This is a genomic window from Nocardiopsis sp. TRM 82005 (assembly GCF_056312425.1).
Genome location: NZ_JBWDTQ010000047.1, coordinates 1 through 23356 on the forward strand (window position 1 = coordinate 1; position 23356 = coordinate 23356).

General features: G+C 67.8%; 18 protein-coding genes. 5 read left to right on the forward strand and 13 right to left on the reverse strand.

Features of this window, described 5'->3' with window-relative positions:
- Nucleotides 1-324: 324 nt before the first annotated feature.
- The 3 genes from AC0T5L_RS26500 to AC0T5L_RS26510 form a co-directional block, all read right to left on the reverse strand.
- The gene (locus tag AC0T5L_RS26500) at nucleotides 325-645 is read right to left on the reverse strand and encodes an SAM-dependent methyltransferase (protein WP_476168220.1); all 321 of its coding nucleotides are present in this window, start codon (nucleotides 643-645) and stop codon (nucleotides 325-327) included.
- A gap of 257 nt (nucleotides 646-902) precedes the next feature.
- The gene (locus AC0T5L_RS26505; RefSeq protein ID WP_476168221.1) at nucleotides 903-1094 is read right to left on the reverse strand and encodes a hypothetical protein; all 192 of its coding nucleotides are present in this window, start codon (nucleotides 1092-1094) and stop codon (nucleotides 903-905) included.
- 201 nt (nucleotides 1095-1295) lie between these two features.
- Nucleotides 1296-2591: an amidohydrolase family protein gene (locus AC0T5L_RS26510; RefSeq protein ID WP_476168222.1), complete on the reverse strand. Its 1296-nt coding sequence runs from the start codon at nucleotides 2589-2591 to the stop codon at nucleotides 1296-1298.
- Between the two features lie 444 nt (nucleotides 2592-3035).
- On the opposite strand from AC0T5L_RS26510, the gene queC reads away from it, so the two are divergent.
- Nucleotides 3036-3731 carry a 7-cyano-7-deazaguanine synthase QueC gene (gene queC, locus AC0T5L_RS26515; RefSeq protein ID WP_476168223.1) on the forward strand — a complete coding sequence of 232 codons (696 nt, stop codon included), beginning with the start codon at nucleotides 3036-3038 and terminating at the stop codon, nucleotides 3729-3731.
- A gap of 148 nt (nucleotides 3732-3879) precedes the next feature.
- Here the strand turns inward: queC and folE are convergent, their stop codons facing one another.
- Genes folE through AC0T5L_RS26550 form a run of 7 tightly spaced genes read right to left on the reverse strand, consistent with a single transcriptional unit; the run spans nucleotide 3880 to nucleotide 11822 of the window.
- Nucleotides 3880-4545, reverse strand: a complete 666-nt coding sequence (gene folE, locus AC0T5L_RS26520; RefSeq protein ID WP_476168224.1) for a GTP cyclohydrolase I — start codon at nucleotides 4543-4545, stop codon at nucleotides 3880-3882.
- A gap of 15 nt (nucleotides 4546-4560) precedes the next feature.
- Nucleotides 4561-5067 carry a 6-pyruvoyl trahydropterin synthase family protein gene (locus AC0T5L_RS26525; RefSeq protein WP_476168225.1) on the reverse strand — a complete coding sequence of 169 codons (507 nt, stop codon included), beginning with the start codon at nucleotides 5065-5067 and terminating at the stop codon, nucleotides 4561-4563.
- On the reverse strand, nucleotides 5067-5702 hold the full coding sequence (queE, locus tag AC0T5L_RS26530) for a 7-carboxy-7-deazaguanine synthase (protein WP_476168226.1): 636 nt from the start codon (nucleotides 5700-5702) through the stop codon (nucleotides 5067-5069). The genes AC0T5L_RS26525 and queE overlap by 1 nt, the downstream gene beginning before the upstream one ends.
- Nucleotides 5703-5733: 31 nt before the next feature.
- Complete coding sequence (locus AC0T5L_RS26535) at nucleotides 5734-6942, reverse strand: cytochrome P450 (RefSeq protein ID WP_476168227.1); 1209 nt, start codon at nucleotides 6940-6942, stop codon at nucleotides 5734-5736.
- 26 nt (nucleotides 6943-6968) lie between these two features.
- Nucleotides 6969-8222 (reverse strand): cytochrome P450, encoded by a 1254-nt coding sequence (locus tag AC0T5L_RS26540; RefSeq protein ID WP_476168228.1) that lies wholly within the window; start codon nucleotides 8220-8222, stop codon nucleotides 6969-6971.
- Nucleotides 8219-11329: an amino acid adenylation domain-containing protein gene (locus AC0T5L_RS26545; protein ID WP_476168229.1), complete on the reverse strand. Its 3111-nt coding sequence runs from the start codon at nucleotides 11327-11329 to the stop codon at nucleotides 8219-8221. Before AC0T5L_RS26545 ends, AC0T5L_RS26540 begins: the two co-directional genes overlap by 4 nt.
- Nucleotides 11330-11366: 37 nt before the next feature.
- Nucleotides 11367-11822 (reverse strand): pyridoxamine 5'-phosphate oxidase family protein, encoded by a 456-nt coding sequence (locus tag AC0T5L_RS26550; protein WP_476168230.1) that lies wholly within the window; start codon nucleotides 11820-11822, stop codon nucleotides 11367-11369.
- Between the two features lie 732 nt (nucleotides 11823-12554).
- Here AC0T5L_RS26550 and guaD point away from each other — a divergent pair.
- Nucleotides 12555-14873: a guanine deaminase gene (gene guaD / locus AC0T5L_RS26555; protein ID WP_476168231.1), complete on the forward strand. Its 2319-nt coding sequence runs from the start codon at nucleotides 12555-12557 to the stop codon at nucleotides 14871-14873.
- A 327-nt stretch (nucleotides 14874-15200) separates the two neighbouring features.
- Nucleotides 15201-16364: an acyltransferase family protein gene (locus AC0T5L_RS26560; RefSeq protein WP_476168232.1), complete on the forward strand. Its 1164-nt coding sequence runs from the start codon at nucleotides 15201-15203 to the stop codon at nucleotides 16362-16364.
- Nucleotides 16365-16438: 74 nt separating this feature from the next.
- Here AC0T5L_RS26560 and AC0T5L_RS26565 read toward each other — a convergent pair whose 3' ends face one another.
- Both AC0T5L_RS26565 and AC0T5L_RS26570 read right to left on the reverse strand, forming a co-directional pair.
- Entirely contained in the window at nucleotides 16439-17065 is a 627-nt protein-coding gene (locus AC0T5L_RS26565; protein WP_476168233.1) for a DUF7691 family protein, read from the reverse strand.
- A gap of 175 nt (nucleotides 17066-17240) precedes the next feature.
- Complete coding sequence (locus AC0T5L_RS26570; RefSeq protein WP_476168234.1) at nucleotides 17241-18110, reverse strand: hypothetical protein; 870 nt, start codon at nucleotides 18108-18110, stop codon at nucleotides 17241-17243.
- Between the two features lie 301 nt (nucleotides 18111-18411).
- Between AC0T5L_RS26570 and AC0T5L_RS26575 the strand changes: the two genes are divergently transcribed.
- Together AC0T5L_RS26575 and AC0T5L_RS26580 are read left to right on the forward strand one after the other, a co-directional pair.
- Entirely contained in the window at nucleotides 18412-18768 is a 357-nt protein-coding gene (locus AC0T5L_RS26575) for a MerR family transcriptional regulator (protein ID WP_476168235.1), read from the forward strand.
- Nucleotides 18769-19342: 574 nt separating this feature from the next.
- Nucleotides 19343-22060, forward strand: a complete 2718-nt coding sequence (locus AC0T5L_RS26580; protein WP_476168236.1) for a helix-turn-helix transcriptional regulator — start codon at nucleotides 19343-19345, stop codon at nucleotides 22058-22060.
- Between the two features lie 57 nt (nucleotides 22061-22117).
- On the opposite strand, the gene AC0T5L_RS26585 is transcribed toward AC0T5L_RS26580, so the two are convergent.
- A complete protein-coding gene (locus AC0T5L_RS26585; RefSeq protein ID WP_476168237.1) occupies nucleotides 22118-23197 on the reverse strand; it encodes a 3-dehydroquinate synthase family protein in 1080 nt (359 codons plus the stop codon).
- Between the last annotated feature and the right edge of the window lie 159 nt (nucleotides 23198-23356).

A 23356-nucleotide genomic window follows, 5' to 3' on the forward strand; every position in this document is an offset into this window, starting at 1 on the left:
GCGCGAGAACCTCCCGGCCACTTATCAGGCCATCGCCGGACTGGTCTCCGACCGCACCGCGAACATCTGAAAAGCACAGCAGACAGGGCCATCACGCCTCACCCGTTATCACGCACCAACTCGTAAGACACACAGACTGGGCGGCCACTCGGGACAAGTAGCGCCCCAACATCGTCGTGAGTACCCTCGGCTCCTCGGACGACGGAGAGTATTTCGGCCCGCACGTGCTGCGGCCACACCTTCGGCACCGACCTTGTGCACGGCCACGGCGACCTCGTCAATGAACTGGTCGATGTCGTGCTCGTGGCTGAGCCGACTCAACCGCTATGCCTTGCGGCCCACTCCCCCGAAGTCGTCCAGGGGACGGGAAGTGCCCACCTCGGTGGGGTCCGGGCGCCACTGGGTCACCGAGACCACACCCGGCTCCAGCAGCTCCAGCCCGTCGAAGAACCCGGCGATGCGCTCGAGCGTGCGGTTGATCCGGGGGTTCTCCCCGGCCTCGTTCCACTGCCGGACCATCTCGTCCATCTCGGCGGGGGCGACGACGTCGGTGTCGTCGCACAGCACCAGGTGACTGCCCGGGACCAGGGCGTCCATGAGCAGGCCGACCGCGACGTAGGCCAGGAACGCCGCGCGCCAGCCCACGGCGCCGACCAGCAGGCCCGACAGCGAGGGGCCGATGGCGATGCCGACCCCGCCATGGTGCCCATGGCGGCGAAGGCGCGGGTCCGTGCGGTGCCTTCGAAGGTGGTGGCCAGCAGGGCACCACCGCTGGCCATGACCGCGGCGCCTCCTATACCGGTGACCAGACGGGCCGCGTCGAGCAGGAGGATGTCGCCGACCAGAGCGCTGGCCAGGTTGCCCGTGGAGAAGACGAGGGCACCGACGACGAATAGCAGCCGTCACCCGAACAGGTCGGACAGGGAGCCGCAGACCAGGGTGAACGCGGCGAAGGTGAGGTTGTATCCGGCCACCACCCAGTGGAGTGGAGCACCGGAGGCCTCCAGCTCCATTCCGATGTTCGGGACGGCCACCGCCGTTCCGGAGATCGACATGGCCACGACCAGGACGCCCAGCATGACGCTGGCGAGCACCGCCGCCGGGCTGGACCTCTGCCGTTGCTGACTACGCGCCTCTCCTTCGTATCGGCGAGCTTTCCACCATTCTCAAACCTCAACAAGAATTGAGGTCAATCATGGTGGCGTTGCCCACCCTCCGGAGCCGGTTCTCCGGTACTCAGGCCGCGGTGCCCATCCGCTCTCATGCGACGCCCCGCAAGGGATGGGCCGTCCCGCTCAGAGCCAGACGCGGCGGGCCGCGGCCTCGGCTCCGGCCACCAGCCGCACGGGGTCGGTACCGGTCAGCTCGCCCCCGCGCTTGCGCCGCACCCCGTCCACGAACACGTCGGTGACGTTCTCGGGACGGCCGTTGAAGACGAGCTGGGCGATCCAGTCACCGCGGGGCGCGAAGTTCAGCGCTCTGGGTTCGACCACCATCACGTCCGCCCGCTTGCCCGGGGTGATCGAACCGATACACCCGCTCTCCCCGATCGCCCGGGCCCCGCCCATGGTCGCCATGTACAGGACCTCTTCCGGGCCGGGGTAGGCCGAGGCGTCCAGGGACACGGCACGGTGGAGCCCCACAGCCGCCTTCATCGAGGCGAACATGTCCCCGGAGTCGTTCGCGCCCCCGTCCTGCCCCAGCCCGATCCGCATACCGCGCCGATGCGCCTTTCCGACCGGCATGACTCCCGTGCCCAACCGCATGTTGCTCAACGGGCAGTGCACCACCGCGGCCCCGTGGCCGGCCAACAGGTCGAGTTCGGTTTCGGTGACGTGTATGACGTGATTGAGCAGGGTGCCGGGCCCCAGGGCGTCGGACTCCGCCAGCAGGGAGACCGGGTCGTCGAGCCGGTCGGTGGGGTCTTCGAGGAGGTGGAGGTTGAGCACCGCTCCCAGCTCCCGTGCGAGTTCGGCGTGCACACGCACCTGTTCCGGATCCTGCCGGGTGACGCACGTGGCCACCTGCGCGGTGCCCAGGGGATTGGGCCCGACGAGGTCCTGTAGCACCTTGGACACCAGCTCGATATCCGTGAGCTCCTGGTAGGCGGCGTGCGCGAAGCGCAGGCCGCTGTCCGCCACGGCCTCGACGTAGGCCTCCGAGACGGGATAGTCGAGGGCGGGAACCCAGTCGACCACGGTGGTGGTGCCCGACTGGAGGGTGTCGGCCGCGGACAGCCGCACGAAGTGGTACATGTCCTCGGGTCCGATTCTCGGTACAGCCGTCCACACACAGGCGCCGAACCACTCGTAGAACCCCAGGGCGGAACCGCGCCCGCGAATGGCACTCTGCCATAGGTGCGTGTGCGCGTCCACGAATCCGGGGAGCACCAAGCGCCCGCCAGCGTCGACCACCTCCGTGCCCGGAGGCGGTCGGAGCGCGGCACCGACCGCGGTGATCGTGCCCGACTCCATGAGGACGTCGGCGTGCTCCAGCCCTCCGAGGGGCTCCTCTCCCAGCGCCGGGTCCATCGTCAGGACCAGGGCCGCGTCACGCAGCAGGGTCCCACCAACGTGTGCGGGGACGCTCACACGACCACCCCGCTCGACTCGGCGCGGCTCACTGGGCGATGCCCCGGGCGGACGACCGCACCGGCGCGGCCGGCGGCGGATGAATTCCCAAAGCTCTCGAAACCGTACACTGCAACCATAAATCGCCTTTTGCTGAAAATCGAATAGCGCGGGTCCCCACATCCAGGACCCCACCAGTAAACCAAACCGCCAGGCACCGCATAAGCCCCTGGCCAAAGACCTTCAGAAAAGGCTCAGACAAATCCCACCGAACGCATGGGATTCGAATTTCGAAGACCCGTCCGACCCCATAAGTGGAACTCATTAAACTACAGGAAGCCTCGCCCGTGTTATACAGGAAACACATCACCGACGCGTTCCATGCGAACAAACGAGATGAACCCAGCCAAAACGGAAGTTCGAGTTCACTCTCAACACGCACTCGATTAAAGGAAGGCAATTCCCTTGGCCAGTACCACCGTCCTGCTCTCCGGAGGCCTGGACTCCACCGTGCTCGCCACCTCGGCCGTCCGGGAACACGGTGCCGACTCGGTCGACACCCTCACCATCCACTACGGGCAGCGCCACGTCCGTGAACTGGAGGCCGCCGCGGAGGTCTCAGCGGCACTGGGCGTGCGCCACGACGTCATCGACCTGTCCGTGCTGGGGGCACACCTGACCAGCGCTCTGACCCCCTCCAGCGACGGTGGAAACGTGCCCCACGGTCACTACGCGGAACCCACCATGGCCGCCACCGTGGTCCCCAACCGCAACGCCATCCTGCTGATGGTCGCAGTCGGTGTCGCGTCGGCGCGGGGCCACTCCAGCGTCGCCACCGCCGTGCACGCCGGCGACCACCCCGTCTACCCCGACTGCCGACCCGTGTTCGTGGAGGCCGCCGCGCGAGCCGCCGAGACGGGCACCGACGGGCAGGTCACCGTCACCGCGCCGTTCGTGGACATGGCCAAGGCCGAGATCGCCGCCCTCGGTCGCCGGATCGAGGCCCCCGTGCATCTGTCCTGGTCCTGCTACGAGGGCGGGGAGACCCACTGCGGGCGCTGCGGCACCTGTGTCGAACGCGCCGAGGCCTTCCACGCGGCGGGCCTGAGCGATCCCACGTCCTACGCCGACACGACGTTCTGGCGTTCAGAGGTCGTTTAGGTCCACGCGACCCTCCCCGCAGGTCCCGGGGAACGCGCCACCGCGTGCGAAGGGCGCGGAACGCGAACCCGTGCCGGTCACATGCCCTGACAGGACGCGGCCCGGGTGGAGCGGCGGTACCGTTCCGCCCGGGCAACCGGCGGTGAGACTACTCCGAGTCGCACGTGGGCGTGTAGGACAACACCTGGGCACGTAGCGCGGAATCGGACTCGATCTCACCGGCCAGGTGCGTGGTGAGCATCGAGGCCCCGTGCGCCTCCACCCCCCGAAGGGTCATACAGGCGTGTCGCGATCGGATGAGGCAAGCTGAACCGCGGACGTCCAGGTGCTTGTCCAGAGCCGCCACCGTCTGCTCCCCGATCCGTTCCTGCACCTGCGGGCGCGCGGCGTACTCCTGGAGGACCCGGGCCAGCTTGGACAGGCCGACGATGGGCGCCCCGGGAGAGGGCAGATAGGCGACCGTCGCCCGACCGGGGAACGGCAGCAGGTGATGCTCGCACAGGGCCACGAACGGCACGTCCACAGCCGCGATGACCCCCTGGTTGGCCGACTCCGGCCGGAACTGTACTTCCAGGTGGCGGGCCGGGTCGAGTCGCATTCCGTACGTCATCTCCGCGATCGCCCGCACATATCGCTCAGGGGTGCGGTGCATCGAATCGGTGTCGCACCGGATACCGAGGGCTACGAGCATCGCGCGAGCGTGACCGACAGCGGACGCCTCGTGGACATCGGGAACAGTGTGCTCCGGAGGTTCTGTGGTCGTACTGGTGGTCACGGACGCGGCTCCTCGTTCGCTGGTTGTGCTCGGGGACACTGGTGGCCACTTCGGTCACGGGGACCCGCTCCGCCACACGGCGTTGTTGACGTGCGTCTCGGTCACGCTGACCGTGTCGATCCGGGTTCCGGGCACGTGCGCCAACCCGGACAGGGCTTCCTCGGCCACCCGTCCGAGAAGCACCGCCACAGCCTCCACCGTGGGATGGGGCAGATCGGTGGCCGGCTCCTCGGCCGGCAGCGGATCCGGCGCCCCGAACCGGAACAACTTGCTGCCGTGGTCGGTCAGGAGCTTGGCCATCGGGTCGTCGAAGCCCAACATGGCCCCGTGGTCGAGATAGGTGTCGATCCAGGAGCGCAGCGCTGACTTGAAGGTGCCGAACTCCACGACCGTGCCGGAGTCGAGCGTCGGCGCGATCGCGGACACCTCGACCCACCAGGAGTGGCCGTGCAGATTCGTACACTTTCCGCCCAGGTGCGGCAATCGGTGCGCGGTCTCGAAGTTGTGTCGCACGGTGACTCCGTGCCGATCGGGCCGGGTCGCGGTGCTCGTGGTGTCCATCAGTCGATCCCCAGGTACTTGTGGGTTTGCAGGCACAGACTCCAGCGCGGATTGTCCATGCAGTACTTGAGCGCGGCCTCGGTGTTGGCGGCGGTCTCGGGCCCGTCCATGGGCTGGAGCCGAAAGGATCCGAAGGTCAGGTGCTCGAACCGTTCGGGTTCCCCGCCCTCCTGCGGATAGACGAGCTTGAGCTCGTCACCACGCTCGACGACGAGCGTGGAGCCGAGCTTGGGGCTCACACACAGCCAGTCGATGCCCCGCGGGGGGACCCGGGTTCCGTTGGTCTCCACCGCGACCTCGAATCCGCGCTGGTGGAGGGCGTCGATCGCGGGCTCGTCGAGCTGTAGGAGTGGCTCTCCCCCGGTGCAGACGACGAATCGTCGCTCGGCGGTGCGCGGCGACCACTGCGCCTCCACGGCGTCGGCCAGGTCCTCCGGGGCGGCGAAGCGCCCGCCGTTCTGCCCGTCTGTGCCCACGAAGTCCGTGTCACAGAACTTGCAGATCGCCCGGTGGCGTTCCTCCTCCCTCCCGGTCCACAAGTTGCACCGGGAGAAACGGCAGAAGACGGCGGGACGGCCCGCGTGGGCGCCCTCTCCCTGAAGGGTGTAGAAGATCTCCTTGACCAGGTACGTCATCTCTGTTCCTCGTGCTGGTCGGAAAAATCGGTCAACTCGGTCGTACCGTCGCGGCTGGGTCCGCCCAGAGCACGGGCACCGCGACGGGTGTGATCGCCATCCGGTCGGGGACCCATTCGACCTCCCGGGGCGGTACCGCGAGCCGTAGGTCCCCGAGGCCCGCCAGAGCGACGAAGGCGAGCGCGCTCACCCGACGCGTCAGGCGGGCCCCGGGGCAGTAGTTCGGCCCGTGGCCGAACCGCACATGGGGGTTGGGGCGCCGGCCGGGGTCGTAGGCGTGGGGTTCGGAGAACCTGGCGGTGTCGAAGTTGGCCGCGTCGGTGGAGACCAGGACCATTTCGCCGGTACGCACCTTGCGTCCGGCCAGGTCGGTGTCCTCGGTCGCGATCCGGGCCAAGGCGTTGCCGAGCACCACGCTGTAGCGCAGCAGTTCCTCCACGTCACCGTCGACCGTCTCCGGTTCGCCGCGCAGGCGGTCGAGGACCTGCGGCATCTGGGCGAGGTGGAAGGACGCCACACCCAGGAAGCTGGCCAGGTCCTCGTATCCGGCGACGAAGACGACACCGAGGATGTTGGCGAGTTGTTCCGGTGTGAGAGCCTCCTCCCCCCGGTTGCGCGTCGCCAGCCTCGGCAGCAGACCGGGGGCTGCGGCGAGACCGTCGCGCCCGGACTGTTCGAGCATGTAGTCCCGAAGCTGCTCCCAGTTGCGGTGGATCGTCTCCTCAGGCAACCGCATGGTGAGATCGGTGTCGGCCCAGACCTTGAGCAGGGGCAGGTCCGACTCCGATAGGCCCAACAGGCGGCACATCGCCCGACCGGCCACGCGTTCGGAGAAGTGGCGTTGCAGATCACAAGGCGCCCCCTGGGCGACCGTCTCCTCGACCGCCTCCCGGATGACGGCACGCAGCCAAGGATCGGGCAGATCGGCCATGTCGTGCAGGGAGCGCTGGATCTCGTCGTACATTCCCGCCCTGCGCAGGTACGGCATCGCGTCGAGCAGTTCCGGGGCCAGGAGCGCCGCGTCCTGCACCGGACTGTCCTCGTCGGCCACCTGGGCACGCGCGAAACGCGCCCCCGACAACACTTGTCTGACCTCGGCGTGGCCGGTGACGAGCCAAGCCTCGTCTCCCGCGTTCGTGGCGACTCGGAGCATCGGGCACTCGGAGCTGAGTTCCTCGGCCAGACGGTCGCCCCGCGTGCTGAACGGGTAGCGTGGCAAGGTCGGGTCGATGGCTGTCACCTGTGCGTTCCCCTCAGGATTGGTGGTCACGGGCGGACACCGCCGTGGTCACGGAGCCCGGATGGTCGCTGGTCCCAGCGGACCGGCAGCCGCAGTGGAGCGCGCAGCGGCGCGTCCTCGTCCCACTCCAGTCGGTCCACGGCCGTGTCCGGACGAAGACCCGGCAGGCGGGCGAGCAGGGTCTCCAACGCGATTCGCAACTGCATCCGGGTCAAGTGCCCTCCGGGGCAGTAGTGCGGCCCCCTGCCGAAGGTCAGGTGCGGGTTGGGGCTGCGCTCCGGATCGAACTCGTCGGCCTGGGCGAAGGTCTCCACGTCCCGGTTGGCGGAGGCGATGATCGGCATGACCGCCTCACCCTCGCGGATGCGTCGGCCGCCGAGGTCGAGGTCCTCGGTCGCGACCAGGACGACGATCGCGTTCATCAGCGGGACGTGGCGCAGCAGCTCCTCGACCGCGTCCGGTATCCGGTCCGGGTACACGCGCAGGCGGCTCATCAGCCGGGGGCGTTCGAGCAGGGTCGGAAGCGCCGAGCCGAAGTGCTGGACGTTGGTCTTGTATCCCGCTATGAGCATGCTGATGGTGACGCTGATCAGGTCGTCGCGGCCGAGCCCGCCCTCGTCCCGCGCAGCCCGGGCCAGCTGCCCCAGCAACCCGCTTCCGCTGCCGCGTCGGCACTCGTCGACGAGGTCGGCGGCGAAGTCCCGCAACGCGTCCAGAGCGTGCAGAGTCCGGTCCAGGGGCACCCGGGTCGCGTCCAGGACCGTTTCGGTGTGCTCAGTGAAGGCGGCGCACTCGGTGTGGTCGACACCGAGGAAGTCGCAGAGCACGCGCAGCGGGAACGGTTCGGTGAAGCCCGCGACCAGGTCCCCCGGGGGGCCTTCGCTGAGCAGTTCGTCGACGAGCTCGTTCGCCACCGCACGGATCCGGGGAGCAAGCGCCTCCAGACGGCGTGGTGTGAACGCGGGAGCGACCGCCCCCCGCACCCGTTTGTGGATGTCCCCGCGCAGCTCCAGCAGGGTCAACACCTTCCGGGGCCACGGTTCGGCGTCCTGTGGTGGCCAGGTCGCGATGACGGGCCGGACCAGCCTCGGATGGGCGAGCGCCTCCCGCACGTCCGCGTACCGGCTCACCAGCCAGACCGGCTCTCCCCCGGGCAGCCGCACACGGGTGATCGGACGTTCGGCCCGCAGGGCGGCGTAGGCGCAGGGAGCTCCTGCGGATCCGGGCTCCGCTTCGGGTACCGGGGAAAGTTCCGACACCTGGTCGGTGGCGGCGTTCATCCTTCCCCCCTCGAAACCACTGTGTCCGCATGGCCCACCGCTACGGGCCCGGCGGCCCGGTAGGGCCTACGGATGAAACCGCAGTCGAACATGAAGTCCAGGTAGCGGTCGATGAGAGCGTCGTCAACCGGCGGGCAGGTCAGCCCCGCCTCGGCCACGGCCGCCTCCGCGTTGGCCCTGCCCAGGCCGGGGAAGACCTCCTTCAGGTACAGCTCCTTGACGGACAGGTCGGTCCCCCTCCCCTGGTCCACGCACAGGGACACGAAGGGAGCGGTGGGGCTGGTGGGGTCCTCGGCGACATGACGCACCAGCTCGGTGACCCAGTCCTGGTAGGGCAGTGTCCTGATACGGCACCCGGCGGCGCGCATACGCCGCACGACGTCGGACAGTCGGGCCGGGCGCGGGTTGGTCAAGTGGTAGACGGGCCGGGCCGGGGCGTGCCCCGTGGCCACGTGCAGGATGGTGTCGACCAGGTGGTCCACCGGCACGAAGTCCATCGGCAGGCTCATATCGGGGGCCACCCCCGTCTCGGCGATCATCTTGAACATCGAGCAGATCGCCGTCTCGGTGTTGCAGATCCCGCTGTCCCGGTCCCCGGTGATCTCATAGGGCCGGTACACCGTCACCGGCAGCCCCAGACGGCCCGCCTCACCCAGCAGGCGCTCCGCGACCCACTTGCTCTCGGCGTAGCCCATGGTGAGCCGGTCGGCGTACGCGAGGGGCGTGTCCTCGGCCACGTGCCCCACCCCGGCACTGCCGAACCCGGCGAGAACGGCGATGGTGGAGAGGAAGTGGACGGGCACTCGGCGCGGCGCGGACAGCCGCACGATCTCACGGGTCGCCTCGACGTTGGTCGCCCGCAGCGCCGAATACGGATAGACGAAGTTGACCCGCGCTCCCGAGTGCAGGATCAGGTCGAGCCGATCCGCCAGGTGGTCCGCGTGCGGTTCGTCCAGCCCCAGCCGTTCGGCGCCCAGGTCCGCTGGGAAGCAGACGAGGCGGTCCTGGTCCCCCGGTGCGGACAGTCCGTAGCGGGCCAGGTTGGCCAGGACCCTGCGGTGGGCGTGCTGAGCGTCGCGGGCGCGAACCGGGCAGTGCACACGGGCCCCGGTTCGTGAGAGAAGCCGATCCAGCAGGTAGGCGCCGACGAAACCGGTGGCCCCGGTGAGCAGCACCTCCGTCGGATCGCGTGGGTTGGGCGCGGGCCCCCGCCTGAGCGGCAGATCGAGCCCGAGGCGTGCCTCCGCCTCGAAGTCGGTCGACGTCTCGGGCTCAACGACGGCGGAATCGGAGAGGAACCGTCCAACGGTCCTGGTGAACTCCTCCAGTTCGGGCCGTTCGATCAGGGCGCGGATGAGCGCGCTGCCGTGTTCGGCTCCCACACCGAGCGCGGCCCGGGTGCGGTTCACGGCCTCCGCCGCGAGAAGGGAGTCGCCCCCGATGAGGAAGAAGTCGTCTCCGGGTTCGGGGATCACCCCGACCGTGGCCCGCCAGGCCGAGACGACACCGTCCCGCACACTGTTCACTCCCCCCTCGGGCTCGGGAGAGACGGGCTCGTCTCCCGCCGCGGCTTCCGTGGCGAGACGGGCGCGGTCCACCTTGCCCGCCGCGGACACCGGGAACGACTCCCAGGTGTGGAAGATACGGGGAACGGCGGCCGCGGGCAGCCAGGAGGCGCAGAACCCGCGTAGTCCGGCGGTCTCGATCCCGCGCCCGGGGTCGGCGGGGATGATGTGGGCGTCCAGGTGTGTGGAGCGCATCTCCACGACGGCCTCGGCCACGTCGGGGTGTGCGCGCAGCCGTGCCTCGACCTCGTCCGGCTCGATGCGGTGGCCGCGGATCTTCACCTGCCGATCCATCCGGCCCAGGTACTCCAGCCGTCCCTCCCGGTCGAGGACGACCCGGTCCCCCGTGCGGTAGAACCACTGGCCGTCCGGGAGTTCCACGAAGCGCTCGCCGGTCAGCCGCGCGTCGCCCAGGTAGCCCAGCGCCAGGCCGTCACCGCCGACGAGGAGCTCCCCCTCCTCCCCGGTCTCCGCGGTCGTGCCGTCGGAGCGCAGGACGCGGCAGGTGGAGTTGGCCAGCGGAGTACCGATGGGCACGGTCCGGGCTTCGTCGGTCAGGCCGCCGACGGTGTGGAACGTGGACACCACCGTGTTCTCGGTGGGGCCGTAGAAGTTGACGACCTCGGTGGTCGGGCAGGTACGCAGCACCGCCCGTGCCAGCTCGGGGTCCATGGCCTCCCCACCCGCCGATACGAAGTCCAGTCCGGCGAACGCCTCCGGAATCGTTCGTGCCACGTGGTGGAAGACACTCGTCGTCAGATAGGCGACGTCGACGTCCTCCTCCCGCAGCCTCCGGTGCAGCGCCTCGGGAGAGACCAGCTCCTCACGGTCGACGATGACCAGGCAGGCGCCGCCCACCAGCGCCGACCAGATCTCGATGGTGGAGGCGTCCGATGACGGGCTGTATCCGTGCAGAACCCGGTCTCCGGCACCGGGCCGGGGCAGCCTCGGGTCGGAGGCCGCCAACCGCACGACGCCCCGGTGCGGCACCGCGACCGGTTTGGGCCGACCCGTGGAGCCGGAGGTGAACATGACATAGGCGCACCCGTCCGCGGTGGTGTCGACCGCGGGCGGCTCCTGAGGACTCGTCGGTTCCGCGGTGCCCAGATCGACTCGGGCCGCCAGACGCCGCACCCGGCACACGGAGCCGGGCAGGACGACCGCCACGCGTACACCGGCGTCCTCCGCCATGGCGTTGATGCGGGCCGGGGGAAGGTCGTCGTCCATCGGCACATAGGCGCAGCCAGCGCGCAACGCTCCCAGGAAGGCTATGAGGGCTTCCGGTGAACGGCTGCCGCACACGCCGACGGCGTCGCCCTGGCGCGCACCGGCCGCCAGGAGCCGTACCGCCAGGTCCCGGGACCGTCGGTCCAGTTCCGCGTAGGAGAGCTCTCGCCCACGGTGGCGGACCGCCGGGGCGTCCGGATGCCGACTCGCACGGTCGGCGAAGAGTTCGTGCAAGAGCGCATAGCGGGGAAAGTCGGTGACGGGGCCTCGCAGGTCCGCCGCCGACACCGTGCCCGTGGCGGGACTCTTCGTCACGTGGGGTTCCTTTCGTTGGACCTCACGGTCGGGAGGTTCAGGCGAACACTGATTCCGAGAAGGAGGTGAAATCCGCGGTTCGCCATCGCTCAGGACGCATCCGGAAGGTGATGTCGTCGGTGAGCTGGTCGGCGGTCGCCGCCAGGTACGTCTCGGTCTCCCGCGCACCCAGGTAGCGGACGGCGATGGCCTCCCGGTCGGCCGGGTCGGCCGGATCGGCCACGTCGACGACCGGCCCTTCCACGCTCACGTAGCGGTACGGGGGCGCCTCCTGCTGGGCGCACAGGCTGAATCTGCCCGCCGTGCGGATGAGACGCGCCTTCACCGAGTCACGGCCCGTCTGCACGACGACCGTGTCGCCGGGCGCGTAGGAATACCAGATGGGGACCACCAGCGGAGCGCCGCCGTTCCTGGGATCGTCCACGCCGAGAACACCGACGTGGACCTCGGCCAGGAATGCCTCTCGCTCGGCGCGGGACATAGCAGGGAGCATGCACACCTCTCGAATTGAGCACGGTCTTCGCAGTGGGCACGCGCGACCACGGCAAGAGAGGGCCGCGCGCACCTCCCATGTTCCCGCCAAAACTCACCAGAGAAACAGGGAAGACCATTCACTCCCTTGCCCGCGGAAGGGATGTACTAATTTTCATAGTATGCGCACGCGCAATCCAACTGTTTGGGTCCCTCTTTTACTGATTCCACACCCCAACCAAATCTTCACGGGCCACACGGTGGCGAACTCCCCCCTAACTTGCCACCCCGCCCCGCACACGAAGCCAACAATCCCTCATTTCGTATATGAAAAATAAATTTCGCATATTTTGACAAGATGCGAGCCTATGAGATTTTCTCAGCCGATCTCTTTCCGCACGTTGTCGGGAACGGCATCGCGCGGGCCGTCGGCCTCTCGGGCGCGGAAGTTCAGCGCGCGCTGGACACGGCCGTGGCCGACCGGGCGGGCTGCGTTCGAGTTAGGACGAACTCCGTACTTCGGTCTGTCCGTTTCTCTCCGTAACCGCGCATCAAAAGGCACCAATGTCGCATAGCCGCCCCTGCCCGCCGTGCTGTCGGGCATAGGCGTTTCCCGTCCTCCGGCCTCTGGGTACTCGCGGCTACTGACCGCGGATGACCGCGAACACCGACGAGAGGAAGCGGACATGGTGCACCGCACCACGAGAAAGCGAAAGCCCCACTGGTTGACGGGACCTCGCGAAGGAGGTCGGACATGAGCGACCGCACCGCCCCCTCGGGAGCCGATGGCTGCCCCGCCGCCACAGCGGTCCGCGGCTCCCTGGTCTGGTTCGGTTCCGACCCCTTCCGCACCTCCAGCGAACAGGCGCTGGAGTACGTGGAGGACGGCCTCCTGATCTCCCAGGACGGCAGGATCACCGCCGCCGGGCCCTACGACAGGCTGGTGGGCGGCCTTCCCACGGGCACCACCGTCGTCCACTACCGGGACAAGGTGATCCTGCCCGGGTTCGTCGACCTCCACGTGCACTACCCGCAGACCCGGATCATCGGCGCCTACGGCGACCAGCTCCTGGAATGGCTGCACAACCACGTCTACCCGGAGGAGGTCCGCTTCGCCGATCCGGCCTACGCCCGCCGAACCGCGGAACTGTTCTGCGCCCAGATCCTGCGCAACGGCACCACGACCGCGATGGTCAACTGCGCGACCTACCCGGCCTCGGTCGACGCCCTGTTCGAGGAGACCACCCGCAGGGGGATGCGGGTGGCGGCGGGCAAGGTCCTCATGGACCGCAACGCCCCTCCCGACCTGTTGGACGCGTCCCCCCTCCAGGGCTACGAGGATTCCAAGGCGCTCATCCGCAAATGGCACGGCGTCGGACGGAGCCTCTACGCCATCACGCCCCGGTTCGCCCTGACCTGTACTGACGAGACGCTCCGGTTGGCCGGGAAGCTGTGGGGTGAACACCCCGGCACCCTCCTACAGGCACATCTGGCGGAGAACACGGAGGAGGTCGAGGAAGTCCGCTCGCTGTTCCCGGAGCGGGAGGACTACGTCGACGTCTACGAGCACCACGGCCTCCTCGGGCGCGGGGCGGTGTTCGCCCACGCCGTACACCTGGACAAGCGCGAGTGGCGGCGCCTGTCCGCCACCGGCAGCGGGGTCGCGCACTGCCCCACCTCCAACCTGTTCCTGGGCAGCGGGCTGTTCTCCATGCGCAGCGCCGGGGACCGGAGGCACCCCGTGCACACCGGCCTCGGCACCGACGTGGGCGGGGGCACGAGCCTGTCGCTCATGCAGACCATGGACGAGGTCTACAAGGTGGGCCAGCTCGGCCTGACGCCCATGGACGGGACCAAGCTCTTCTACCTGGCGACCCTCGGCGGGGCGAGCGCCATGGGCCTGAACGGGGTCGTGGGCTCGCTCGCTCCGGGCAACGAGGCCGACTTCGTGGTCCTGGACCCCTCAGCCACCCGGTTGCTCGCCGCGCGCACGGCCGAGAGCGAAACCGTGGACGACCTGCTCTTCGCCCTCGCGCAGCTGGGCGACGACCGGGCCGTGGCCGCCACCTACGTCAGCGGCCGCCTCGCGCACGAGCGCAACCCGTGCCTGGACGCCAAGCCGGGCCGCGCGGGGCGCCGACGGTGGACGAAGTCACGCGACAAGGAACTGCGGTGGCTCACGTACGAGGAGGGCGCGGGCTGGTCCAAGGACCTGGAGGTACCGAACGCGTGGTCCCCCTACACGCCCGGCATCGAGGCGTACAAGGGCCGCTTGTACTGCCTGCACCAGAACACGTTCCACGACAAGTCCCTGTGGTGGGACGTCTACGACAAGGACACCGGTGCCTGGCGGGGCGACAGGGCGCTCCATGACGCGCTCGGCGACCCGGTGCCCAGTTACGGGCCGCTGGCGGTCTCCCACGCCAACGACCACCTGTACTACGTGCACCACCGCACCTCCTCCGACACACGGCTCTGGTGGGCGCGCTACAACATCGAGGGGGGAGAGACCGGCTGGTCGTCGGACCGGGTCGTCAAGGCGGCCGACGGCCGGGAGATGCGGGCATCGGGCGCGTCCCTCACCGTCTACGACGGTCTCCTCTACTGCGTCCTGAGGGGTGAGGACGGCCGGCTGCGCTGGCTCACCCAGGACACCCGCTCCAAGGAGTGGAGTACCGAGCGGGACGTGCCGGGAGGATTCACCTCGTCACGCACCCCGGTGGTCGAACGGTTCAAGGACCACCTCTACTGCGTCCACGACCGCGGGGACGACCAGCTCTACTGGCTCACCTACGACAGCGCGTCCGGGCACTGGAGCGGAAGCCAGCGGATCGAGGACGTCGACGGCAACCCCGTCCGCACCTCGTACACCCCGGCGATCACCCGCTACAACGATTACCTGCACTGCGTCTTCTACCAGGAGGACGCCAGCGGGTGGGGACGGCTGTGGTGGACCCGGTACGACAAGGGGAAGGGGTGGAGCCGGCCCGTACGGGCCGGGAACGCCATCTCCTCTCCCGGGTTCGACGTATCCGCCTTCCACGGCCCGCTGTTCTGCGTCCACCGGGGCTGAGCCGTACCGCGTCCGGCAGCGGTCGGACCGGTGCCGGACCGGCGTCGTACACCCCCGTCTCCCCGCACCGTGGCCCGGGCGCCGGGAAACCGGCTCCGCGGGACCCGCGGCACACACCAGGGCGGCGCGCGCGTGTGAGCGGATTCGCCCCGAGGGGGTATCCGGATGCGGAGTCTCCCGTACGACATCGGATACCGATATCCACACGGACCGCCCGGGCCGGTTCATCTCAAGACTCAGCACGGCGCGGCCGGTTCGGAACTGGGAAGGCGCCCCGGGGAAGGGGCCCGCCGGTTACGCCCTGGCACACCTTGTCCAATGTCGGCGATGAAATGGATGACAGGACTCTTCATGGTGTCTCCGACCGATCCGTCTCAAGTGTCCGGCCTACCTCCGCCTGCCCGCAGGCTGGAATCGCTCACCGGTTTGCGGTTCGCCGCGGCGCTCGCCGTGGTCGTCGGGCACATGCACCCGACGCTGCGGTCGGTGACGCTGACCATGGTCGCCGTGTCGTTCTTCTTCGTCCTCAGCGGCTTCGTACTCACGTGGTCGGCCCGCCCGGGGGAGGCGCCCCGTGTGTTCTGGCGCCGGCGGTTCCTCAGGATCGTCCCCAGCCACGCGGCGACGTGGCTGGCCATGCTGGCCCTGCTCGCGGCCACCACGGTGTCATCGGCACTGGGGTTCACCCCGGCGGGGGTGCCCCCGCCGGGGCCGGCCCTCGCCAATCTGCTGCTCGTCCACACCTGGATCCTGGACCCGGCCTTCCTCTACGGCATGAACCCGCCGAGCTGGTCGCTCAGTGTCGAGCTCTTCTTCTACTTCCTCTTCCCCCTGGTGATCCCTCTGGTGTGGCGGATTCCGGCCCGGTGGCTGCCGCTCCCGATCGCCGCCGTGACCGCCGTCATCTGGGCGCTTCCGGCCGCCGCCTCGGCCATCACCGGACCGCCTCTGGCCCCGGGCTGGATCGATGTTCCACTGCAAGCGTTCTGGCTCGCCTACTTCGCCCCCTTCAGCCGGCTGCCCGAGTTCCTGCTGGGCATCCTGCTGGCGCGCGCGGCGCACAACGGCTTCGTCCCGAGGATCGGGGTCGGCCTGCCCTCCCTCGTCCTGCTCACCTGCGTCGTCGCCGCGCCGCTGGTTCCGCGCCCCTTCACCTTCGCGGCGCTGAGCGTCGTCCCCGCCGCGCTGCTCGTCCTCGGTGCCGCCTCACTCGACCTGCGCCGGGCACGCTCACTGTGGCGGACACCGGCCATGCTCCACCTCGGCCGGATCTCTTTCGCGCTGTACCTCGCCCACTATCCGGTCCTACTGCTGTTCGAGCACTACTGCTCCCACCTGTTCCGCGGGATTCCCGGCGCCGCGGGGGCGGTCGTACTCCAGGTGGCGGCCTCCATGGCCATCGCGTGGCTGCTCTTCCGCTTCGTCGAACAGCCGACGGTGCGCAGGTTCGGGGCGTCGCGGCCGAAGCGGCCACGCACGGGCGCGGCGTAGGCCGCGTGAGCGGCTACGGCGGCGCGCTGCCCGCCCGCCTCGCGGCCACCGCCTCCTCCCACAGCCGGGCCCGGTCAGCCGCCCATATGGAAGTGGATGCAGGTGCGCGTGGTGCCGGGGTGGTCGGCGTACTCCTCCGCCTCCACCTCGAAGAACGGGCGGAAGACGTCCAGGGCGTTCCGGTGACCGGGAGCGAGCTCGGTCCTGACGGCCTCCCAGGCCTCCAGAGCGGTGGCGGCGTACTTGACGTGCAGGTGGCCGAAGTTCGGGCCCTCGGCCGGTGAGAAGATCCCGTCCGCTCCCGGTGTTCCCGCGAACAGGAACTGGTCCGGCAGCACCTCCCGGGGCGCCCCCAGGCCGGACAGCGCCTCCGACAGCCCCCCGAAGTACGCTGCCGGCCGGGACCACACCCCCAGGTCGTAGGTGTCGCTGAAACAGGGCGTGACGAGGCAGTCGAACGCGTGCGCGTAGGCCTGGTTCTGCTCGGGCGTGCGCTCGTGCCCGGTGACCAGGTGCTCGAGCGCCTCGACGACGGTGAGGCCCAACTCGATTCCCTGGTGTTCCAGGCTGTCGTCGATGTACCGGGCCTCCCCGCGTGCGTACTCGTAGGAGCGCTGCTGGGACTCGTTCAGAGGGGCCGGTCCCATCATCGCCAGGACCTCGTCGATGTCACCGGTGGACGCACGCAGGACGCTGCTCATGGTGGCTGTGCTTTCTGATCGCTGCCGTTGTGCGGCCCCTTCCTACGGGCTGCCTACGACACAGCCGACGGGCGGATGCTCTGACCAGGCGATCGCCGATCGCCCATGACCGCTGACCGAGGCATCCCCCTCTGACCACCCGGGTCCAGGTGTTGCTCCGATCGGCCCACGGCCCTTAGACGATGGCCACCGTCTTCTCCGCCGTCGCGGTAGCCTCCCAGCCGGTCGTCACGGTGAACACGAGCCGCAGCTGCCCTGGAGAATAGGGGCGCGTGTTCACGGTGAACGAGGTGCTGCACGAACCAGCACTGTTGTATATCCGGTCGCCGCCCATATACGCCTCGAGCCTGATGGTGCACTTGTCGTTGTTCCTCAGGCTCCCGTAGTCATCGATCACTTCGGCATAAGCATTAAAAGTGCGAGTCGTATTATATGTGCCCGTGTCGACTTTGCCGTTTTGGAAGTCCGTGATGATATTGATGTCGATGACGGTCTCGGCGTGACGGCCCTGTTCCGACTCCAGCTGGTCGTCCCGTGGCGCGTCGTCCGGCGGATCGCTGCCTCCCCCGTCGACGCCCGGCGCTTCGGCCTCCGGGCCGACACCCGGGGTGGGCGTCGGGCTGGAGGAAGGGGTGGCGGTCGGACTCGGAGACGGGGACGGGGATTCGGAGGGCTCCTCCCGGGGCGGCTCGGATGCCGTGTCGGCCGGGTCCAAGGACGCGGCCACCTGCACCTGATCGTCCTCATTCGAGCTGCTCGGCCCGAAGAGATCGCGAGCCGTGGGCAGAAAGAACGCCCAGATGGTGAGCACGGCGGCCACAGCGCCAACCAACGCCCAGAACCTCTTCCAGTGGAAGTCACTACCGCGTGGGTTCATGTGCTTTTCCTCGTCTTTGAGAGCACAACGAGCTGCATCGTAGCAGCGCACCATCCAGACCGTGGGGCGTGGGCGGAGATACCGGCCAGCAGGAATGCACTGCCATCGCGCAAGAACAGGCACCGCGCTCTGGAACCATGCCGCCTTCGAACCGATCGCCGTTCCCACCCCTCAGACACAAAAAGCCATAGAATCCGCATTTCATGCGAAAAACCACAGGCGAACGGCATCACGCACTCCGAACAACGGAAGGAAGACCGTCGACCGCGACCGCGCCACGACTGCCCGGAGCCCCGTAGAGGCCCGTTCCTATGCCGCCGCACGGCGCCGGACACGGCACGGGACCCGTTGGTGACGCGGGCGCGGACGAAGCCCCCGGACACGCCCATGGCCCTGACCTGGTGTTCGGAAGAGAATCCGGGCGAAGGGCTTGCACCTGACACCAGTGTCAACACCTAGCGTTCCCCACATGCACGGAGCACTGCTGAGGATCGGGGACCTGGCCGAGCTGACAGGGGTCAGCCGCAGGCCGCTGAGGTACTACGAGCAGCACGGGCTCGTCGGGTCCCACCGCTCGGGAAAGGGATGGCGTGAGTATGACGAGGAAGCGGTGGCACGGGTCCGCAACATCCGCGAACTCCTCGAACCAGGCCTCACCGTCGCTGACCTCCAGCCGGTCGCCTCATGCCTGGGACAGGAGCTCGACCCCCGGCACTGCCGTCGGGCCCTGGAGATCTACAACAGACGTCTCCACGAGTTGGACCGCAGGATCTCCAACCTCACCGGCCACCGCGATCGGCTTCAGGAGCGCGTCGGAGGCCGGTAGCGCCCTCCTCGGGATCCGCGGGCCGGTGAGAACCTCCGGGCTCCGGGCGAAGCCCGGTCCCGCGAACGGCTCAACGCGTCGCGAGATCCCCGTTGTCCGCTGGAGCGAAGCGAGTCCGGGCGCGCGACCGTGACGGCGCGGAGCTCGCGCCGGGCTTGCCGCCTTGCCGGGCGAACATCGCCCAGCAAGCGTCACGGCGGGCATTCACCGGACGGCTATGGACACCGACAATCCCAGCTGAAGTCCGAGCCATCGACACGATGATATCCGCGTGAACATCGAATCTTGCTACTAAATGCTTGTGTCTGACCACGAGAAGTAGTCGATTTGGGTATTGGTGCATGAGCATTGCCACCCCGCCCGGGCAGAGTGTCAATACCTACGACTGGCCAGATTCGGCTATCCAGAAGATTGAACACCACAGACCCTTGACCTAGAATAAATTCGCCGATCAGAATTTTCTGTAGGCTTAGTTTTCCATGGGGGAAGTTTGCTTTCTTTGGCTTCAGAAAAAAACTTGGGGAACGCAGAAAAAACTGCTTTCGAATTATTAAGAAAAAAGGATTCGATCATCTTGATCGAGGGACCTATAGCCAGCGGGAAGAGTCGACTTCTCTGGGGCATGTCCCAAACAGCGGTTGACGTCGGGATGACGGTTCTTAACGCCACCTGCTCTCGGGAGGAGCGGAATATACCGTTCAGCCTGGCCAACCAGATACTCACCGGGGGCCAAGGAAAGACGCTGGCGGAGCCGTACCGGGCGCGGCTGGCCGAGATTATCCGAAGCGTGGCACCGGATAGCGCGACGGCGGCTGTGGGAAAAGGGCTCGTGGACGTCTATCAACAGCTCTGCGACACCCTCTTCCAAGCCGTTCGGGACACACCAGCGGCAATCCTGGTGGACAACGCCCAGCACGGAGACCCTCAGTCGCTCGCGTTCCTGCTCCACATCGCGCGGCGGCTTCACTCTTCGAACCTGACCCTGGTGCTGTGTGTCGGATCCGAGATACGCCCCACCCACTGTTCGTTCCTCATCGAGCTGGTCCGCCAGCCGTACTGCTCCAGAGTCAGCCTGGAGCACCTCTCCCCCGAGGCCGTTGCGCAGTACCTCAAGGACACACGGGGACCTGTCCCCGAAGCGGATCAGGCGGAGTTCCACAGGTTGAGTGGTGGCAACCGTCTGCTGCTTGACACTTTGATTCAGGACTATCGCTCCGGGCTGGTCGTACGCGAACAGGGCTACGGCTGCGCCGTGCTGAACCTGGTGTACCGCGGGGGCGACGACATGCTGGACGTGGCCCGAGCCGTAGCCGTGATCGACGGGCCCGCACCGATTGAGGACCTGAGCCGTCTGTCCGGCCTCGAACCCAAGGCCGTTGCCCGGGCGCTGGACGAGATGAGCGCCGCGGGAATTTTGGATTCCGGCCGCTTACGCCACGAATCAGCGCGGACCGTAGTGTTGGACACACTTTCCCCTGAGCACCAATCCAACATGGACCGCGAAGCAGCCCTTATCTATCATGAGCGCAACGACTCAGTCCTGAAGATCACGCACCACCTCATCAGAGCGGAGCGTGTCGAGGCGCCCTGGGAAGCAGAAACGCTCAAAACAGCAGCCGACCAGGCACTCGCCTCCCACCAGCGAAACCTCGCCATACGATGCCTTGAACTCGCGCTGACATCGGCAGGATCTGAAGATGAGAGAGCCAAGCTCAGAGCCCGACTCACATGCGCTGAGTGGAACGTCGACCCCTCCATGGCGGCTCGGCGCCTCACGCACTCAGTCGATGACATACACCATGGCAGGTTGAGCGCCCGCACATCGCTCATCGTAGCCAAGCGCCTTTTATGGCACGGTCGCCTCGACGAGGCCGAACGGATCCTCGACCTCTTGCGCGGGGGAGAGCGCCGGCTCGACTCCGAAGAGGTGCAGGAACTCCGACAGACGGAGCACTGGTTGGCCAGCACTTACTCCAGGCTGGCCAGAGTCAGATCTGTGAGTGACCACTCGCCCCGACGGAAGAACCTCGTCCTGGCCCCCTCCAGGGACCCCTTGTTCCAACTGGCGGCCTCGTCCTCCGATCACTACCGCCACGGCCGGATCAGCGAGGCCATCGACGTCTCTCAGCAGATTCTTCGTGACTTCCACCCTGACCACACCGGCGCTTGGACCGAGGAATCGGTAATGCTGGCCCTGGTCACACTGCTTCAGTTCGACCGGACTGGTGAGGTACTGAATTGGTGCGACCGGGTGATTCGAGAAGCGAGCACACACCAAGTCGCGATCTGGTCAGCGATAGCGGAGGCTACTCGGGCCGAGGCATTGGTCAGACAGGGAAACGCGGTCACCGCACTGCGGTGCTCACGGGCTGCCTTGGACTACATGGAGCCCAAAGCGTGGGGGGTCGTGATCGGTTTCCTCCTGGGCACCCAGGTCCTCGCGCTGACCAGGTTGGGGAAGTATGACGATGCGGCCAGCCTGCTCCGCCAACCAGTTCCGAACACGATGTTCCAGAGCCGCTACGGGGTGCACTACCTGTCCGCGCGCGGTCAGTACTACCTCGCGGTAGGCCTGACGCACGCGGCGCTGTCCGACTTCATCTCGTGCGGAAAGATGCTACAAGAGTGGGGCCTGGACCTGGGACCGGAACTGTCCTGGCGGGCTGGGGCGGCTGATGCGTGGCTACAGTTGGGCAATACCGACCAGGCCAAGCAGTCGATCCAGGAGTTGCTCAAGCGGTCGACCTTCGACGGGCACCGGCCACGGGCCCTCGCCCTACGGCTGCTCTCGGAGGTGAGCCCCGATGACCAGAGACCGCAGATGCTCACCGAAGCGTTCGACCACTTCGAGGTGTGCGGTGATCGGTTCGAGCAGGCGAACACGTTAGTGCGTATGGCTCGTGTCCACCATAAGCTCGGAGACCGGCGTCAGGCGAGGAACACGACTCGGAGGGCGCGCTATCTCATGACGTTGTGTGAGGCGCCCCTGGACCAAAGTTTCCTGGAGGCCGTCGGGGAACTGGACATCGCCAGGACCACCACGCACGTGCGAAAGACAACGGTCCAGTTGTCCGAGTCGGAGCAGCGAGTAGCCGCCCTCGCCTCTGTGGGACATACCAACATCGAGATCTCCAGCAAGCTCTACATCACCGCGAGCACGGTGGAGCAGCATCTCACACGGATTTACCGCAAGTTGCGGATCACGAACCGCAAGGAGTTGCTGGGTAACTTCGTCTTCGACGAGAGCAGGATCAGGGACTCGTCGAATCCCGGCAGGACCGCAACCCAGTGAACCGCTGGTGGGGTGGGACGACGGTCCACCCCACCAGCGGTTGAAATAGCGGAGACCTCATTCAGGAGCGAACCAGGCTGGGTGCTCCGCAGCCATCTCCCTGAGCACGTCGGTGATGGTCGCTTCGGGGATGTCGGTGACCAACTCCGCGCCGTTGGGTCCGTCCAGAACGAAGGCGAAGGAGTACCGGGCCTTCTTGTCCAGACGCATGAGATCCATGAGTGCCGTGTCCTCCAGACCGTGGGGCAGCCCGGTCGCAAGGCCGTAGCCGCGCACGATCTCCGCGTGTTCCGCCACACGCGCCTGGTCGATCCGGCCCAGCGCACCGGCCAGCCGGCCAGCGAAGACGGTTCCCACGGCCACGGCCTCGCCGTGCCGCATCGAGTAGTCCGTGGCGCGCTCCAGAGCATGCCCCAAGGTGTGACCGTAGTTCAGGATGTGACGCAGACCCGTGTCCTTCTCGTCCGCCGCGACGATGGCCGCCTTGCACGCCACACTCTCGGCTATCTGCTCGTCGCGAGTGAGGCCGCGCAAGTCACCGGCACCAATGAAGTGGCAGCGTGCGATCTCACCGTAGGCACTGATCAGCTCCCTCCTCGGCAAGGTCTCCAGGTACTCGGTGTCGCAGAGAACGGCCTCCGGCTGCCAGTACGCCCCCGCGAGGTTCTTGCCCGCCCGTAGATTCACGGCGGTCTTCCCCCCGACGCTGGCATCCACCTGAGCCAAGAGCGAGGTGGGCAGGTGGATGACCGGTGTGCCGCGATGGTAGAGCGCGGCGGCCAGGCCTACTGCGTCCGTGGTCGTACCTCCACCGCATGAGACCACCACGTCCGAGCGGGTGAGCCCGAATCCGGCAAACTTCTCACACAGCTCCTCGACCCATGCGAGGGTCTTGTCGGCCTCACCGTCTCGGGCCTCGACGGTCAGGGTCTCGACTCCGGTCTCCGGAATCCACTCCGAAGGACGCGCGGAGACGACAACGGCACGCTGAGCGCCCAGCTCCGCGATACTCCTGGAGAGGAGGTGCCGGACCCCGCGGCCAATCCGGATCGGGTAGCTCCGCTCCCCCAGCTCCACTGTGATCGTACGCTGCCCGGTCCCGGTCCGCGCCGCCGTGGCTTCCTGTGTGCTGTCCAACGGATGTCATCCCATCTCGTGTGTCTCACGGGGGTGCTGACGGCCGCCCAAGGTGCCCGCGGCCAGGTGGTCATTTGGCACGGGCGAGCTGGAGGTTGGGGGCCGGGGTGAGGGTGCGCCCGGTCAGAGTCGCCAGAGTGCCCGCCAAATCCCGCAACT

What these genes read in the sequence shown, in the direction of transcription:
- AC0T5L_RS26575 (WP_476168235.1), top strand. Translation starts at nt 18,412, where the DNA reads ATGCACGGAGCACTGCTGAGGATCGGGGACCTGGCCGAGCTGACAGGG.
- AC0T5L_RS26565 (WP_476168233.1), bottom strand. Translation starts at nt 17,065, where the DNA reads ATGAGCAGCGTCCTGCGTGCGTCCACCGGTGACATCGACGAGGTCCTG.
- AC0T5L_RS26550 (WP_476168230.1), bottom strand. Translation starts at nt 11,822, where the DNA reads ATGCTCCCTGCTATGTCCCGCGCCGAGCGAGAGGCATTCCTGGCCGAG.
- AC0T5L_RS26540 (WP_476168228.1), bottom strand. Translation starts at nt 8,222, where the DNA reads ATGAACGCCGCCACCGACCAGGTGTCGGAACTTTCCCCGGTACCCGAA.
- AC0T5L_RS26560 (WP_476168232.1), top strand. Translation starts at nt 15,201, where the DNA reads ATGAAATGGATGACAGGACTCTTCATGGTGTCTCCGACCGATCCGTCT.
- queE (WP_476168226.1), bottom strand. Translation starts at nt 5,702, where the DNA reads ATGACGTACCTGGTCAAGGAGATCTTCTACACCCTTCAGGGAGAGGGC.
- AC0T5L_RS26525 (WP_476168225.1), bottom strand. Translation starts at nt 5,067, where the DNA reads ATGGACACCACGAGCACCGCGACCCGGCCCGATCGGCACGGAGTCACC.
- guaD (WP_476168231.1), top strand. Translation starts at nt 12,555, where the DNA reads ATGAGCGACCGCACCGCCCCCTCGGGAGCCGATGGCTGCCCCGCCGCC.